Annotated in this window: 11 protein-coding genes; 2 read left to right on the top strand and 9 right to left on the bottom strand. The window is 64.0% G+C overall.

Annotated features, from left to right (window positions below; translation table 11 throughout):
• Positions 1–4 precede the first annotated feature (4 nt).
• Both J5X93_RS11710 and J5X93_RS11705 read right to left on the bottom strand, forming a co-directional pair.
• Positions 5–1,471, bottom strand: coding sequence for an AMP-binding protein (locus J5X93_RS11710; protein WP_090342576.1), 1,467 nt, complete (start codon positions 1,469–1,471; stop codon positions 5–7).
• Positions 1,461–2,141, bottom strand: a complete 681-nt coding sequence (locus J5X93_RS11705) for a thermostable hemolysin (protein WP_090342572.1) — start codon at positions 2,139–2,141, stop codon at positions 1,461–1,463. The genes J5X93_RS11710 and J5X93_RS11705 overlap by 11 nt, the downstream gene beginning before the upstream one ends.
• Positions 2,142–2,273: 132 nt before the next feature.
• On the opposite strand from J5X93_RS11705, the gene J5X93_RS11700 reads away from it, so the two are divergent.
• The gene (locus tag J5X93_RS11700; RefSeq protein WP_043214041.1) at positions 2,274–2,843 is read left to right on the top strand and encodes a hypothetical protein; all 570 of its coding nucleotides are present in this window, start codon (positions 2,274–2,276) and stop codon (positions 2,841–2,843) included.
• 39 nt (positions 2,844–2,882) lie between these two features.
• Here J5X93_RS11700 and J5X93_RS11695 read toward each other — a convergent pair whose 3' ends face one another.
• The 6 genes from J5X93_RS11695 to J5X93_RS11670 form a co-directional block, all read right to left on the bottom strand.
• Entirely contained in the window at positions 2,883–4,559 is a 1,677-nt protein-coding gene (locus J5X93_RS11695) for an MFS transporter (protein WP_043214043.1), read from the bottom strand.
• A 190-nt stretch (positions 4,560–4,749) separates the two neighbouring features.
• Positions 4,750–5,439: a phosphoribosyltransferase gene (locus J5X93_RS11690; RefSeq protein WP_090342568.1), complete on the bottom strand. Its 690-nt coding sequence runs from the start codon at positions 5,437–5,439 to the stop codon at positions 4,750–4,752.
• Positions 5,440–5,443: 4 nt separating this feature from the next.
• Entirely contained in the window at positions 5,444–6,769 is a 1,326-nt protein-coding gene (locus J5X93_RS11685; RefSeq protein WP_182940899.1) for an erythromycin esterase family protein, read from the bottom strand.
• Between the two features lie 63 nt (positions 6,770–6,832).
• On the bottom strand, positions 6,833–7,498 hold the full coding sequence (locus J5X93_RS11680) for a DUF2238 domain-containing protein (protein ID WP_232092024.1): 666 nt from the start codon (positions 7,496–7,498) through the stop codon (positions 6,833–6,835).
• A gap of 125 nt (positions 7,499–7,623) precedes the next feature.
• Complete coding sequence (locus J5X93_RS11675; RefSeq protein WP_043214049.1) at positions 7,624–8,034, bottom strand: VOC family protein; 411 nt, start codon at positions 8,032–8,034, stop codon at positions 7,624–7,626.
• A gap of 83 nt (positions 8,035–8,117) precedes the next feature.
• A complete protein-coding gene (locus J5X93_RS11670) occupies positions 8,118–9,044 on the bottom strand; it encodes an alpha/beta fold hydrolase (RefSeq protein ID WP_090342554.1) in 927 nt (308 codons plus the stop codon).
• Positions 9,045–9,237: 193 nt separating this feature from the next.
• Here J5X93_RS11670 and J5X93_RS11665 point away from each other — a divergent pair, with 193 nt between their 5' ends.
• Positions 9,238–14,208 (top strand): dermonecrotic toxin domain-containing protein, encoded by a 4,971-nt coding sequence (locus J5X93_RS11665; RefSeq protein WP_182940903.1) that lies wholly within the window; start codon positions 9,238–9,240, stop codon positions 14,206–14,208.
• Here the strand turns inward: J5X93_RS11665 and J5X93_RS11660 are convergent.
• Entirely contained in the window at positions 14,202–16,673 is a 2,472-nt protein-coding gene (locus J5X93_RS11660) for a UvrD-helicase domain-containing protein (RefSeq protein ID WP_182940906.1), read from the bottom strand. The genes J5X93_RS11665 and J5X93_RS11660 overlap by 7 nt on opposite strands.
• Between the last annotated feature and the right edge of the window lie 141 nt (positions 16,674–16,814).

Genomic DNA, 16,814 nt, shown 5'->3' with positions numbered 1-16,814 from the left:
GGCCTCATGAGTCAGCAATCGCGGATAACAAGCCGTGGTAGCGCTGCAGGATCTGGTCCCGGCGCGGACGGCCATTGGCGGTCAGGGTGGCACTGGCGGCGCTGAAGGGTTCGGGCAGGCGTCGCCAGGCGTGTACACGGGCGTAGTCCGGCAGGCCGGCATTGCACTGGGCCACGGCCTGCTCGATCAGCGGGTCCCCGATGTTCGGGTCCAGTGGCCAGAGCAGCGCCACGTTGCGGGCCAAGCCCTCGCCATGGACGAAGGCTTGGAGTATCACCCCGCCCTGGGTCAGCTCCGCCTCGACCCATTCAGGGTTGACGTTGCGCCCAAAACTGGTGATGAACTGGTTCTTCTTGCGTCCTGCGAGGTACAGATAGCCATCGCCGTCGAAGTGGCCGATATCGCCCGTGGGCCACCACTGCCCGGTGAAGGGCGGCTCGCCCAGGTAGCCCAGCAGGGTCGAGCCGGCCACCAGCACTTCGCCGTCCTCGGCGATACGCACCTGCACATGGGGCAAGGGGCGCCCGACACTGCCAGGTCGCTGTGCCCCCGGACGGTTCAGACAGACCACCGATGCGCATTCAGACAGCCCGTAGCCCTCGAACACCGGCAGGCCCACCGCCTCGGCGCGCGCCAACAAGCTTTGCGCCACGCGTGCCCCGCCCACGGCGACGAAACGCAGCGGGCCGACCTGGGTCCAGCCATGCTCGATGGCGCTCACCAGCCCCAGCAGCAGCTGCGGTACCAGGATCAAGCTTTCGGCACCGCTCAAGGCGATGCTGCCCAGCAAGCGCTTCCAGTCGATCTGTCCTGCGCCCCGCATGCCCAGGTGTGCCTGCGGATAGACCATGACACGGGCGCCGGCCAGCAAGGCCGCGTACAGGCCGAGGTTTTCCAGCAGCACACCCAAGGGCAGCACCGCCAGGTACGTGCTCGGCGCCGACGGCCGACTGGCCGCCTCCAGTTCACGGGCCACCCGCAGCATCGCGTCGGCCCCCAGGCACACCCCCTTGGGAGCCCCTGTGCTGCCGGAGGTGTAGGTGATCTTGAGGGTGCCCGCCGGCAGGGCGTTGGCCACCTGCACCTGGCGGGACCAGACGCCCTCTCTCTCATTAAAGCCTGCCGCCTGCAGCGTCGGTGCAAGGTCAGGTTCGGCCAGCATCAGGGTCACCCCGCTGTCGTCGAGGCTGTGACGGACCTGCGCCGGCGTGAAGAACGGCGGCACGATCACGCACGGGCGTTCGGCCAGTAGCGCCGCCAGGTCCCAGAACACTGCCTCGGGCCCGTTGTCCAGGGCCAGGGCGAAGGTACCTGGCGGCTGAGCGCGCAACCAGGCCTCGCGCTGCTGGACCTCGCTCAACAACTGGCCATAGTCATAACGGCCTACGGCCCCTTGCAGCGCGACCAGCGCTGCGCGCTGACGGGCATGCAGGTTCAGCACCTCGCGAAACGCCTGCAACTCATGCGGCATGACCGGACTCCTGTAACGCCGCAGGCAACCCCAGGCGCTGGAACACGCCCGCGCGCATCAGCGCGTCATGGCCCAGGCCGATGTTGCCGGCGAACACGTGGGGGTGCTGGTTGTAGTAACTGCCCCAATGGTCGCGCTCGCCATTGAGCCGGTCCGGGTCAGCGTCGGCCAGCAACGTCGGCACCAAACCCAGGCGGTGAAAGCTGTTGACCAGCGTCGAGGCGCCGGTGAAGGCGACCCACTCCAGCCCTCGCGCAGCCAGCAGCCAGGTCACGACGATGATCATGATGCGGGCACTGCCGGCGCTGAGCGCTGCAAGATTGCCCACCTCGACCACCTGTTGCCGGTTGACGTCTGCACCGGCCAGGCGCGAGGCCGCCTGCTCCACGGGCTCGTCCAGGTAGCGCTCGAGAAACAACGGCCCGTCCCCGGCCAGGCGCATGCCAGCAGCGGCGATCAGGCGGCCATGGCTGTCGCTCAGCCCGAGCAGCTCAGGCAGATAGTGATGGACATCGGCGTGGTGGATCGAAGCAAAACGCTGATGGATGAAATGTTCGATCGAGTTGCGGTCTGGCTCGCCCGCAAGGCTCAGGGTCAGGTGCGCCGTACCGCGCTCGGCATGAGTACCGATGGCCAGCGGAAACAAGGCACGCCAATGTGCGTCGCTCATGGAAATCCCCCCAGGGGACGTTTCGTTGGGGGGAGTATCGGCGGCTAATCTGAAGGCTATCTGAAGACAGCCTCAAGGCCTTGCGCTACAGTCAGCGGCCCTCACCAGCGCAGCCATAACAAGGAAAACCCAATGCGCTACGAATTCAGCGAAGTCCTGAACGATCTGATCGACTACTTCATCCTGGGCGATATCCAGCTGCTTCATCGCTTCAAGGAAGAACACGCGCTGCCGGACGACCTGGCCCACGCCTTTACCCATGGCGACAGCGGCGACCAGGCAGTGCTCGAGGGCATCGTCCTGCCGTTGGCCGGGGTCGAGAACCTGCCCTACCGGATCATCTTCAGCCTGGGCGACGACACCCCCGCCCTGCTCGCCGCCGGCAGCCGCCTCAAGCACCGTCGGCCGGGCTATGTGCTTCAGGTGCAGAATCGCTCGTTGATGCTGTTTACCTGGCGCATTCTGCAGCACTTCACGCCCAAGGCCTTGGGCGATTTGCTCGCACGTTACCAGCAACCCGGTCGACCCATCATCGAGCTGGACAACGGCTGGTACCACGTGGAGGTGCTCGCAGGTGCCGTGCTGCGCGACGGCTTGTACGAGCCAGCCTTCGAATTCGTGCTGAAGAAAACCCCCGGTCGCGGCAGCGCCACCGGGGTCGATATCGGTTACCGCTTCGCCTTGCGCGGCTGTTTCGATTGACCCGCGAAGGGGCGCATAGCGCCCCTTCGACTGCGCCACTCAGGCGTGATGAATGTCCCGATCCTTGGTTTCGGGAAGGAAGAAAGTCCCCAGTATCGCGGTCATCACCGCAATGACGATCGGGTACCACAGCCCGTAGTAGATATCGCCCGTCGCGGCCACCATCGCAAATGCCACGGTCGGCAGGAAACCGCCGAACCAGCCGTTACCGATGTGGTACGGCAGCGACATGGAGGTGTAACGGATGCGCGCCGGGAACAGCTCCACCAGCCATGCGGCGATCGGCCCGTAGACCATGGTCACGTAGATCACCAGCAAGGTCAGCAGCAACAGCACCATCGGGTAGTGGGTCTTGGCGGGATCGGCTTTTTCAGGATAGCCCGCTTCTTTGAGCGCACTGCCGAGGGTGGCGGTGAAACGCTCGCTCTGGGCCTTGAAGTCCGCCGGGGGCAACGCCCTGCCGTCAAAGCTTGGGATCACCCGCTCGCCGATGCGGATCTGCGCCACGCTGCCTGGCTCGGCGCGTTCGTTCTGGTACGGTATGGCCCGCTTGGCCAGCAAGCTCTTGGCGATGTCGCACGAGCTGGTGAATTTGGCCTTACCCACCGGGTCGAACTGGAATGCACACTGGTCCGGGTCGGCGACCACAACCACCGGGTTCTGCTCCTGAGCGACGAACACATCCGGGTTGCCGTACTCGGTCAGGGCCTTGAAGATCGGGAAGTAGGTCAGCGCGGCGATGATGCAGCCGGCCATGATGATTTTCTTGCGCCCGATGCGGTCGGACAGGCTGCCGAACAGGATGAAGAACGGCGTGCCGATCAACAGCGAGCCTGCGATCAGCAGATTGGCGGTCTGCGGGTCGATCTTGAGCATCTGCAGCAAGAAGAACAGCGCATAGAACTGCCCGGTGTACCACACCACTGCCTGGCCGGCGGTGCCGCCGAGCAGCGACATGATCACCACCTTGAGGTTGTCCCAGCGGGCGAAGGACTCGGTCAGCGGCGCCTTGGAAGCCTTGCCTTCGGCTTTCATCTTCATGAACACCGGCGACTCGTTGAGCTGCATGCGGATGTAAACAGAGATCGCCAGCAGCAGGATCGACAGCACGAACGGGATGCGCCAGCCCCAATCCTCGAAGGCCTCCGAACCCAGCAGCGTGCGGCAGGCCAGGATCACCAGCAACGAGAGGAAAAGGCCCAAGGTTGCGGTGGTCTGGATCCATGAGGTGAAGAAACCACGTTTACCCTTGGGTGCATGCTCGGCCACGTAGGTCGCCGCTCCACCGTACTCACCGCCCAACGCCAGACCTTGCAACAGCCGCAGGGTGATCAGGATGATCGGCGCCGCCACGCCGATGGCGGCATAGCCGGGCAGCACGCCGACCACCGCGGTGGACAGGCCCATGATGACGATGGTGATGAGGAAGGTGTACTTGCGCCCGATCATGTCGCCCAAACGGCCGAACACGATGGCCCCGAACGGCCGCACGGCAAACCCGGCAGCAAAGGCCAGCAAGGCGAAAATGAAGGAAGTGGTCTCGTTGACCCCGGCGAAGAAGTGCTTGGCGATGATCGCCGCCAGGGAGCCGTAGAGGTAGAAGTCGTACCACTCGAACACGGTGCCGAGGGATGAAGCGAAGATGACCTTGCGCTCCTCCCGAGTGATGCCACGCTGGGGCGCGCTGCCCGTGGATGTGCTGTCGATGACCGCCATGGGTTGCCTCCGTCTCTAGGTTGCAGGCCGCAGGTGCCTCTCATGCACTCATCCCGTACACCCAGGCCCTAGGACTTGCGCGAAACACGACAGGCGAAGCGCCAAGGGTCGCAGCAAGGTCAGTTGAAGCATAATCGGCTTTGCCGATGTGGCCATGGCACACCGACCACAGGGCATTCGCCCAGACGATTTACCCGCGAACAGATGGCGCCGATTCAAATGCCCGGCTCTGTGCCAGCAACCGCACCACCTCTTCATCGCGGGTCTGATCAAACTGCTCGTAGTGAAGACCCACCGCGCGAAACGGCTCGGGCGCTTCCAGACAGACCAGCTCATCTACCAACGGGCTCAGCATGGCCAGCGCCTCCCGCGCCCCTACGGGCGCCGCGAACAGCAACCGCGACGGCCCGGCGGCAATCAGGGCGAGCAATGCAGCCCGGGCGGTGTTGCCGGTGGCAATACCATCGTCCACCAGCACCACTTCGTGCCCGCTGATTTCAGGCCGCCGATCGCCGCAATACACCTGCCGTCGACGTTCGATTTCCAGCAACTGTCGGTCTCGCTCGGCATCGAACCAGACCTGCGTGGCGCCAAACAGCGCCATCATCGCCTGGTCAGCCACACAGTACGGCGGATTGCCCTCGGCCACCGCGCCAAGGGCAAACTCTTCATTACCTGGCGCGCCGATCTTGCGCACCAGCACAACATCGAGCGGTGCACCCAGCGCCTTGGCCACCTCGAAGGCGACCGGCACGCCACCACGCGGCAATGCCAGCACCAGAGGCCGACCCTGCAGACGGGGTTTAAGTGCCTGGGCCAAAGCCCGCCCGGCCTGGCGACGGTCCTTGAACAACACGTGCGCAGAAACATCAGGCTTCATGGCTTCACACTCCGAATGGGAAGGTATCGTCCTCGTGGCTGACACCGGCTGGTACCGGCAGTGGCGTCAGGGCGTTGGTCTGCTCGATCCATACCAAGGCGTCGAACTGCTCGCCCAGGACCGCCTCGAAATAATGGCTCTGGCGCTCGGTGCGCGGCCGATAGATCACCCCGATGGCGCGCTCCAGCAAGGTCCCGCTCAGCGCGTCGCGCAGGGCCTCGGCGCCGTCCCCGCGCCAGTCGGTCAACGAGGCGGGAACGCCGGCATCGACCCAGCGCCGCTCCCAGCTGTCCGGCCGCGAAGGCAGTACCTCCTGGATGCGCACCTCGCCGTCCCAGTCATCGGCTGCCGCGACCTGGCCGCGGTCGGTGCTCATGCCAATCAGCACCGCCTCACGACCAAGAGCGGTGCGACACAGCTGGCCCAGGTTGAACTCGCCGCGCCAGCCCATCAGCGTGGCGGCAGCATTGCCGATATGGGAATTGTGCGCCCAGACCACGGCCTTGGCCGAGGCACCCCGATGGGCGAGCACGGCCTGGAGCGTGTCGAACATGTGCTTGTCCCGCAGGTTCCACGACGCCGCCCCGCCACGATACATGGCGCGGTAATACTGCTCGGCGGCACGCACCACCCGGGCGTTCTGGGTAGCGCTGAAAAACGCTTCGCCGTCATCTGCCAGACGCTTGGCGAGCAAGCTGTTGAGCTGTTGCACGACCGCGTCCTCACAAGGGGCCTGGCCTGCGCGCTCGACAAAATGTCCGTACAGGGCCGGGTCGTCCTGCCAAGGCGTGAGACAGCCATATCGCTGGCGGGCTTGGTGGGCCAGCGCGGGATCGGTGCGGTCCAGGTAGCTGAGCACCTGTGCCATCGAATTTCGCAGGCTGTAGATGTCCAGGCCGCGAAACTCGGTGCGCTCGGCAAGCGGCAGGGTGTGATTGTGGCCGCGCAGCCAGGTGATGAACTCGCTCACCTCGGCGTTGCGCCACATCCAGCTGGGAAAGCGGCCGAAAGCCGGGTCCTGGACCGGCATGGGGTCGATCCCCCTGACCTTGCGATCGAGCTGGCCCGCATCGGGCCAGTCGGCCTCCACGGCCACGATGTTGAAGCCGTGCCGCTCGATCAGATGCCGAGTGATCGCCGCCCGGGTTCGGTAGAACTCCCGCGTGCCATGGCTGGACTCGCCGATGAGCACCACCTTGGCATTGGCGTATCGGTCGAACAGAGCGCCGAACATCGGGGTATCGATATGCGGCAACGGCTCGGCATGGCGACGCAACAGCTCCAGCAGTGTGCTGTCTGCGGCCTCGCGGGCATTGGCTTGAGCGGACATGATCACCTCCTGTTGGCCGCGCTCCGATATCCCGGAAGACGCCAGCAGTGCCGGCGATGTTCCTCAGCATTGCATCGGCGGTCGACGATCGCGCCAGGCGCGCCACAGGCCGCCCAGCACGCTACTCGTCAATGCGCCGAGCAGCGCCAGTGCCATGTCCTTCTGTGCATCCCACGGGTCACGCTGGGTGGCGACGAAGGCCTGGGCGGTGTCCTTGCCCACGTACTGGCCCCCCACCCATTCGATCAACTCGTACAGGGCCGACGTGGCCAGCACCACAGTGAGCGTCAGCACGACCAGCCAGGCGCCCCGCAGCACAGTGAGGCGCCACAGGGTTTCGCGCAGCGGCCGATAGAACAGCAGACCATAGCTCAGGTGCACCAGGCGGTCGTACTGATTGCGCTGCCAGCCCAGGGCAGCATCCAGGGAGTGGCCCGATACTGCCTTGGCCCAACGGTCATAGGGCACCTGGGCATAGGTGTAATGTGCGCCCAGTTCATGGATGGCGAACAACAGCACGATCGCAACATAGGCCGACGGTGACAGGCGCAGCCAGCGCCAACCCGACACCAGGGCCAGCAGCAAGGCCAAGGGGACGATGTTTTCCATCAGCCAGTCGGCGCGGTGGGCAGGCGCCACGCCTGAAACCACGATCATCGCCAGGGCCAGAAGCAGCAGGGCCAGCGCTTGAGCTGGGGTAGCGGGTGAGCCAATCGACTGTCGAACCACGGCGGTGCTCTTCGTAGGGCCGTTTCCTCTTAGAGTCATTCCTTCGAAGAGGTTCTGAACCTGAGCCAGCGCCTAGCGCAGCTGAGTACTCTTCATAGGCGCTGGGAGGCACGACTGCCCCCTGTTCAAGTCAGCGGCCCCTTGAGTTCCACTTGGTTGCCGTCCGGGTCGAAGCAATACAGCGACAGGCCTTCGCCCTCGGCGCCGTAGCGCTTCTGCGCAGGTTCGACGGTCACGCCGGCCGCTTGCAGATAGGTGGTCAGGGCTTGCTCGTCGAACGGCTCGATACGCAGGCAGAAGTGATGAAGGTTGTTGCCCTGCCCGTTCGCCGCCGGCCCGCCCGGGCGTCCCAGGGGACCGTCGAGGGTCACCAGGTCGATCATCGCAGTCCCTGCCGCCAGGTGGACCATTCCTAGATCCTCACGCGTTCGGCTCACCTGGCAGCCGAGCAGGTCGCGGTAGAAGGCGATGCTGCGCTCCAGATCCTGGACCCGCAGGACGATATGATCGATGTGCCGGATGGCGAAAGGTGGCATGCCGCTGCTCCATATGGCGGACCCTGAAAGGTACCCAGGCAACATAGCCCATCCCAACGCCTGCCGACAGCCCCGCCTTTTGCTTACTCGTTGACCAGACGCTGCAACTGGGCGCTGTCGTGGCTGGCCAGCACCCGCAGGATCTGGTCGACCAGCGCTCGGTCAGGCGCCTCAAGATGGAAGTGATGACCACCTGGGTGCCAGGTGACCCGGGCATGCTCGGGCAAGGCGCCCTGGCGCTGCTCGAAGCCGTCGCCAGCGAACGCCCCCTGGCGCCCCAGCATCAGGTACAGCGGGCAGGCAATCTGGCGGAGCAAGTCACAGGCCTCATGCTCGGTCAACGGCATCGGTTCGGGCAAGACCAGGCGCGGGTCGTGGCGCCAGCAGTAGCCATCGCCCACCTGCAGCAGATCGCGTAACGCCAAAAGACGTGCCGCCTCACTCGACAACGTACTGTCCAGACGGTTGCGCCGCTGCATCAACGCCGACTCCACGTCATCGAACTGACAGCCGCCAGGCTCGGCGAACCCCTGCAGCCGGCTGCGCCGGACCATACGCTTGAGACGGTAGGCCCGGGCCAGGTGCTGGACGCGGTCATCGGCCGCCACGGTAAACGGCACGCCCATGCCATCGAGGAAGATCATGCTGGCGATGCTGCTGGTGAGCGCCGCCAGCAGCGAAGCGATGCCGGTGCCCATGCCGTGGGCCACCACATGAAAATGCCCGAGCCCCAGGCTGTCGACAACGGCCAGCATGTCCTCGGCGTGTTCCCACAAGTAATAGCCGCTGTCATCGCGCCGGTGGTCCGACCGACCATGGCCGGCCAGGTCCGGCGCCACCACGAAGCACCCATCGAGCAAAGGTGCCAGCCGCTCGAACGAAGCGGCATTGTCCAACCAGCCGTGCAAGGCGAGCACGGGGATGCCGTCCTCCGGCCCCCAGCAACGCACGGCAATTTCGACGCCATCGAGGTCTAGCAGGTGATCCTTGGGACTGCACTGCGAACGCATGAACTCTCTCCCTTGGCTTTGGCCTGGCACCCGCGCATCAGGCCGGTAACCTACCTTGGCGCAGGCAGCCTAGGCTCGCTGGCCCGCGACCGACGGTAACGTGTTCGACACCGACCCCTTGGGTGTTATCTCGTTATCACCCGCGCCACGCACCGAGACCGCTCAATGGCAGCTCTTTGTAACGGAGTTGACCATGACCACCGAGCCCCCCTTCCATCACGCACAGATCGTTCGTTCCTTGCCGACCTGGTGCAAGGCCCTGCCCGCCCAGCGCGTGCCCGACCTGCTGAGCCGGCTGCGCAAGGACTATCTCCAGGCCGATGGCAGCGCCCACGCCTGGTACACCAAAGCCAGCGCCGAGGATCAACAGGCTCTGAACACTGCCATCGACCGCCGGGACGCCAGCCGCAGGACCCTGCAGGATGCGCTGAAGCCACTCAAGGGCATCACTGACTTCTGCAAGCCACTGCTCGAAGCGCGCTTGGGCATCGATCAGCCCGTCGATCAGGCGCAGTACCACTTCCAGCCGTTCAGGCAAATCATCGAGGTGCTCACAGAAACGACCGCCGCCGTTGCCGCACAGACTGACACAGCACGCTATGAACGCGACCCCGAGGGCAAGCCGCGCAGGCTCAGCCTGCTGGAAGCGGCGCTGCACAATTTCGAAAGCGCGGACGAAGCCGGCCCCTTCAGTACCTTGCAGCGCAGCAAGACCGACGCCAGCCCGGTGACAGGCCCCGTGGCCGGGCTGACCGCTGCCGGATTCGTCAAGATCTGCCGCGATCTGGACCTTGGTCGGCAGTACCAGACGCATCTCAGCGCCCTCTATGACGGTCCTGCCTCGGCCTGGATCCAGCGCCTGTCCATCCAGGCCAGCCAGGACGAGCTGCGGGTCCAGGCATGGATTGCCCGACTGCGTGAAAAGGTGAGCGACGCAGGGCATGCTGCGCTCATGCAACTGTGCGAGAACGCCGCCAAGCCGAACTCCCAAGGCCACACTCTGAAATGCTGGCGCGTCAACCTGTTCAAGACGCCCCTGAACGAAGTGTTGGTGATCGGCCCGGACCAGGTGGAGGGGACCAACCCGTGCATGGTCTACATTCCCGGCGCACCGGATGCGCCTTTGCAGGAGTATCCGTCGGCGAGCCAAGCGGCAAGCGATCTCGCCAAGCGCATGCAGGACACTGACCTGTTGCGCTTGATGATCGGCTTCGCCCCTCACAACCTGCAGGGCGAGTTGACCACCAAGCTGCGTCAGGCCTTGTTCATCCAAAAGCGCTTGTTCGGACGCAAGGTCCGGCTGAACAAGAAGGCGCCCAGGCTCCTCTATGAGCGCGTGGCATTGCCCGATGCTCCCTGGGTCACCCTGCACCGCGACCACGTACGCCGACTCAAGAGCGATGCCGCCAGCATTGCGGTACCCACCGCCGATGCCGATGCCAAGTCGCGCCTGGAGCGTCTGGAGCACTGGCTGTCGGTGGGGCTGGACGTGCTTAACGTCGCGGCGATGTTCGTTCCGCTGCTCAACCCGATCATGATGACCATCGGTGCAGCGCAAATCATGGGCAGCGTGTTCCATGGCATCGAAGCCTGGGAGGACGACGATACCGCCCAGGCCCTGGCCCAGGTGGAATCCATCGCGGTCGACATCGCCAGCGCAGCAACCCTTGGTGCCGGCCTCAAGGCACTGAAGGCGTCGGGCTTCGTCGATGCCCTGCAATCGATCCGACACGATGGGGAAGAACGCCTGTGGCGCCCTGATCTTACGGCTTACCAGAGCCCTGTCGAGCTGCCTGCCGAGCTGTCTGCCGATGCTCAAGGCCTGTATACGCTGGACGGTAAGCACTACGTACGCATAGAAGGCCATATGTATGCCCTCGAACAAAGCGAGCACGGCGAGTGGTCCCTGCTCCAACCCGATTCCACCGATGCCTACCGTCCGCGCCTGAGCCATAACGGCCACGGTGCTTGGCGTCTGACCCTGGAACAACCGCTGGACTGGAGCGATCTTCAACTGATGCGTCGTCTCGGGCCTGTGACCGACGGGCTGGAAGATACCTACCTGATCACGGCCATGGCTGCCACCGGTACCGATGCCGATGTGCTGCGTCGCGTGCACATCGATGGACAACGGCCACCGGCGCTGCTCATCGACGCGCTCAAGCGTTTGCGCACCGACCAGGAGACTGACGATGTCATTTCCCGTGTGCGCCACGCCAAGCCGCTTGCCGCCTACAAGCACTATGCGCTTCCGGCCCTGCCCACATTGGCAGGCTGGCCTGAGGATCATGTGATCCTCGCTTTCGAAGGCGCAGAGTCAACCGGTAACGCCACTCGATATGGCGCTGCACAAACTGCGGGCGAGGTGCAAATCAAGATTACGCGCACCGAGCTGGAACAGGGCCAACTCAGTCAGACGGTCATATCGCAGATGGCCCCGCAGGCCATCCGCGCGCTGCTGTCGGGCCATAACGTGAACGAACAAAACGCCTCGGCCCTCAACGAGATCCTGGCCAATCATTTGGCGGGCCAGCGCGCGTCAATGTTCGAAAGCCTCTATAAAAGTCGCCAACCGGTCTTGAGTGCGCCAGCCCAAGTGTTGGCCCGTCAGTTTGGTGGCTTACCCGTCGATGCCCTGGACGCGATCATCGACAACGCCAGCGCCACCGAAAAACAGCGCCTGGCAGCAGGCCGCGTGTCGTTGCGCATCGCCGAGGAAGCACGGCGCCTTCAGGCCCGTGCGCGGCTGGATCGGGCCTTGTTGGGGCTTAATCGGGCAGACCTGGCCAACGCCGACAGCCAGCGCCTGGCTGACGCCTTGGCGGTGGAACAACCCGATGCCAGCCCGGATGAACGTCTTGCAGCGGCGCAGGCAGACCGGAACCTGGCAGCTCGATTGATAGGCCAGCAACCGATCAAGCCTCGTTGGCGCTCGCCGATGCGCCTGAGCGACGGGCGGGCGGGCTATCCGTTGAGCGGCAGATTCCGTTTTTCCAACCTGCTAAGAAGCGGCAGGGACGCTATCCATACCCACCTGCAAAGCCTGTATCCGGGGCTCAACCGGGAGCAGATCCGTACGCTGGCCCGAGATATGGCCCGCCACGGCGATGTTGCGGGGCAAATCAGGGTGTTGGGTGAACAACGCACCACCCTGGCCGAAACGCTGCAAAACTGGACCGATACGGGCACGGAGGATGAATACGATAACCGCCGCAGGCTCAGCCGCCTGCTCAACCGCACGTGGAGCCGCGAGGGTGGTCAGCACCTGCATCTGGACTATCTGGTGCTCGATACCCTGCCTTCGTTGCCAGTCCCGTTTCCCCATATCACCGAGCTCTCCATGGACAGTGTGCATTTGCAGACGATTCCAGAGGACTTCCTGCAGAGCTTTCCGAACCTGCAACGGTTGGAGCTGGCCAATAACCCGCAACTGGACACACGCGCCCTGTTCCGGGCACTGCGCAGCGCGCCAGGGCTACGAGCGCTGGCCCTTAACCGCACACCGCTCCAGCAACTGGATGCAGCGGCCCGCGAGGTACTGGGCGCCATGCGACACCTGCACACGTTGCACATCTCCCATGCCGGTTTGACCCTGAGCGTTGCCGACATGCAGATGCTGGCCAGGCTGCCGCTGCAGATACTGCAACTCAACACCAACGCCATCGACCTCACCCCCGGCTTGGCAGCGCATTTCAGCCAGATGACATCGCTGCGCGAACTGAGTCTCTCGGACAATCCACTGGGAAACGCCCCGCTGCTGGGTGAACTGCACAATCTCGAAGGGCTCTACCTGGACGACTGCCTGCTCACCCAATGGCCGACCGGCCTGACCGAACTGATGGAGCGGCAAGACTGCCGATTGCGCGACCTGCAGCTGAGCAACAATCACATCACCGAGTTCCCGGCGCTTGAGCGGATCCTGCAAAGCCACTTCGTCAACGAATTGCGCACCGGCAGGCGCTTGATCATCTGGACCTTCTTCGACAACGGTATCCCCGAAGAGACGGCCGAGCGCTTGCGTGGAGCAGGCGTCAGGATTCTGGAAACACGCGAGCTGCTACCTCAGCCCCCGGCGGCGAACGTGCCCGCAGTGCCCCCTGAAGTCGCGCCGGTGCAGTGGCTGGCTAACGCGACCGACGCGCAACGCGAATTGTGGAACCACATGTTCGAGGATGGCGCCTACCCGTACCTACGTGAGGTCATCGAGCGCTCCGGACGCTCGGCACAGGCACGGACCAGCCCGCAAGGGTTGGCCCGGCAAATCTGGGGGTTGCTGGAAACGGCGAGCCAGGATGAACACTTGCGTGCCCATCTGGATCGGATCGCCAGTGAGTTCCCGACCACCTGCGGCGATGCGGCTACCGACGGGCTGAGTACCCTCGAGGTAGAAGTCTTGGCGTATGACGAAAGCACCGATGGTGAGGTTGCCGGGCCACGCTTGTTCACCTTCTACGGTCGCCTGTACCGGCGCCACCAAGTAAACAAGCTGGCATCGCGTATCTATGCAACCCGGCTGAAACGTCAGGCGCGATACCTTGAATGGAAAAACCTCCCAGCCATGCAGAGGGGGCCTCTCCCAGCACTTCCTCCCCTCGATCCGCTGGATGACATCGGTCTGGAGCAATTGGGGCAAAGCCTGGTCGATGACATCGAAATACGCTTGGCCTTGCGTCAGGCAGTAGCTGCTCGGCTGGAATTTCCAGAGCCTAGCCACGAGATGCTCTACCGTCAGACCGCGATGATCTCCGATCACACGGCGGACGAGGTGGTGAACGCCGTCGAACGGTTCGAGGAGGACGAAAAAAGCGACGGGCCGCGGCAGGTCTGGATCGCCACGGAGCCGAGCTGGCAGCGGTTTCTCAAAGATCGCTATGCCCAAGACTTCGACGCCCTGACCAAGCGCTGGCAGTCAGGCCTGGATTACCTGGAGTACTGCATGGATTCTGAAGCGGAGCCTGTCGAATTTCTGGACGAGGCCGTGATCAAGGTGCTGGAGCCCGTGTTGCCAGAGCAGCCATTGGATGCAGCTGGCCAGCCGCGCCGGGTAGCGGTCAACGAGGGCGTGCATCTCAAAGCGACCAGTGTACTGCTCAAAGCTCGTCGGGAAGAGGAAGAGGCCCTGCTGCTCGAGCTGACCAAGCAACAGGACCCGAACGCTCATTGACCGCGGAGGTCTTCGAAAAACGCGTGCCGGCCAGCCACCTGGCCGGACGCGCGAGGCGCACCCGCCGACTCGCCGTTGGCGGCTTCCACGTGCCAATAGCAGTGCCTGACCGCGCGGGTCACCGCGACATAGGCCAGGCGCTGCACCTCTTCCTTTTGCGCCGTGTCGAACGGCTGGGCATCACCGGCACGCCCCAGACCGGCCATGCGGTACGCCTGGTTCTTGTACGGCGAGCTGGTCAGGTACTGACAGTCGCCGAGCATGAATACGGCATCGGCCTGCAACCCTTTAGCGCTGTGATAAGTGAGCTGGCGCAGCCGACGTTGGTCGGGCGGCAAGCTAGAATCAGCTTTATAAATAGACGATAAATGCTGTTCTATCAAAGACTTATCCGAACTTCTTCGAAACAGCATCATCACCGTTTCGCCGCGCGCGTAATGCTCCATCAAGGTCTCGGCCAGGGCTGCCTCATCGCGGTCGAAGACTTTGACCGGCGACAACGGCAGCTCGGCGGCCAGACCACTGGCCTTGGCCTTCTTGCCGGTGATGGCCGGCGCGCCTTTGACCAAGTGCTCGGCGGCATCGATGATGTGCTGCTGGCTGCGGTAGTTCTCCACCAACATGACTCGGGTATTGGCCGGTGACGGAAACGCCTTGGTGAACTCCATGAAGTATTTCGGCGAGCTGCCCCGCCAGCCGTAGATCGATTGCCAGTCGTCCCCCACGCACATCAATGAACTGTGACCGGCGTTGCGCCCGAGGTGCATGGCCGGGCCACGTCGGCGGATCTCGGCCAGGCTCGCCCGTAGCCAACTGACGATCTGCGGGGAGACATCCTGGAACTCGTCGATCATCAGGTGCGCCAGCGGGCGCAGCAGCGGGTCGGGCAACAGGCGCAAGTTCTCCGGATTGTTCTCGCCGAACAGGGCGAACATACGGTTGTAGGTCATTACCGGTGGCGACTGGGCCAGCAGGTGCGCCTCCAGGGCTTTCCAGAACAATGCCAACGCCTCGAAGAACGCTGCATCACTGTCATCGGCCGAGAAGCTCATGCCGGCCACCGCAGTGTTCACTTCCAGCCCCAGGTTCTCGATGAAGCTGGCGGCTGCGACGAACGCATCCAGAAGCGGCGCCGGTGCCAGCTCGCCTTTGACCTTGTACTCAAAGCCGGGGCCCGCTACCGCATCACCGGCCAGCGAAGCTGCCAGGCGCTTTGCGGAGGTGTAATTGTCTAGCCATATCAGTGGTTTATCGCAGAAAGCTTGAAACAACGTTCGCTTTACAGCCCACTCCGCCCGCACCCCGAGCTTGGCGCCGGGGCGTTGGTACTGGGCACTTTCGGATGGGTCGAAACCGAGCACCACCCAGGCGTCCAGCCCTTCCAAACGGCCATGCACATGAAAACGACTGCCACGGATCTGCACCGTGTCGCGACAGGGCTCGATGCCTTTGATCGGCCAGGCCCCCGCGGCGAACCATAGGTCCTCGATCACGTCGCACAGTTCTTCGTCGCGCTGGGCCGCCAACTGGGTCACTTGTACGCGCTTCTGCACATCGGGGTGGTCGGGGTCCAGGGGTTTTAGCTGCAATGCCTCCCGGCGCAACGTGCCGATGAGCTCGGCGAAGCGGGGGCTGGCTTGCAACAGATCGCGGTAGCAGAGATTGAGCTGTTGGCGCTGGGCATCGTTCAGGCGCAGGTCGAACGGGTTGCCGTCGGCGTTGGCTTCGCCACCTGCGGGCAGTTCCTGGCCCAGGGTCTCGAAGGCCCGCAGTTGGCCGAAGCCTGGCAGGCTGCGCACCAACGGCAGGATGCGGGAATGGAAGGTGCGCACCAGTTCCCGGGCCTGGGCTGGCTGCAGGTCGAGCTGCCACAGGGCAAAGACCTGCACCAGGCGCTTGATGAAATCCTTGCGCGATTCGCGAGTGAAGGTCACCACGGTCATGGCGTCCAGCTCATAGCCCAGGTAATGGCGCAGCAACAGGATGCGCAGCACCAGGGAGGTGGACTTGCCCGCGCCGGCGCCGGCCACCACACAAGTGGAGGGGGTGTCGCTGAAGATCAGCTTCCACTGGGCGGCGCTGGGTTGAGCCGAAGCTGGCAGGCGCTGGGCGACATCGGCCTTGAAGCGTTTTTTCAGCTCGACGGTCAGTGGGAGACGCCAGTCGTCGAACAGGTTGGAGTCCTGGCCGGGAACGGCCGCCGCCTCGGGGCGCAGGTCACGAATCACCAGCACCTGGCGCCCCGCCTCATAGCCCTCGACGCGGCCACGCTCGTAGCCTTCACGCAGGCCATCGGCATGGCCGCTGCGCTGGCCGGTGACATGGCCCAGGAACCAGGAGTCGCGGTGCTGTGCCTGCAATCGGGTCAGGCCGCGGCCCAACAGGCGGGCGGCCAAGCGGCGAAACCAAGGCAGTTGGGCGGGTGGCGTCAGCTCGGCCGGAGCCGGGGGATGCTCGTGGGACACAGTCACTCCGTTGAAGATCGAATCAGCGGGCCATGTTCACCTCATCCGTAAAAAATCGCCAGCGAATGCTTTCAGATCAGGGTATTAGGCGATGAATCGCATGTATTTGCGCACCTAAAAGAATCTAATAAATAGATAAAA

This window comes from Pseudomonas sp. BYT-1 (assembly GCF_023611805.1).
Classification (GTDB): Bacteria; Pseudomonadota; Gammaproteobacteria; order Pseudomonadales; family Pseudomonadaceae; genus Aquipseudomonas; species Aquipseudomonas guariconensis.
Note: the sequence above shows the minus strand (reverse complement) of the source record. Positions and strands in the feature narration are given on the sequence as shown.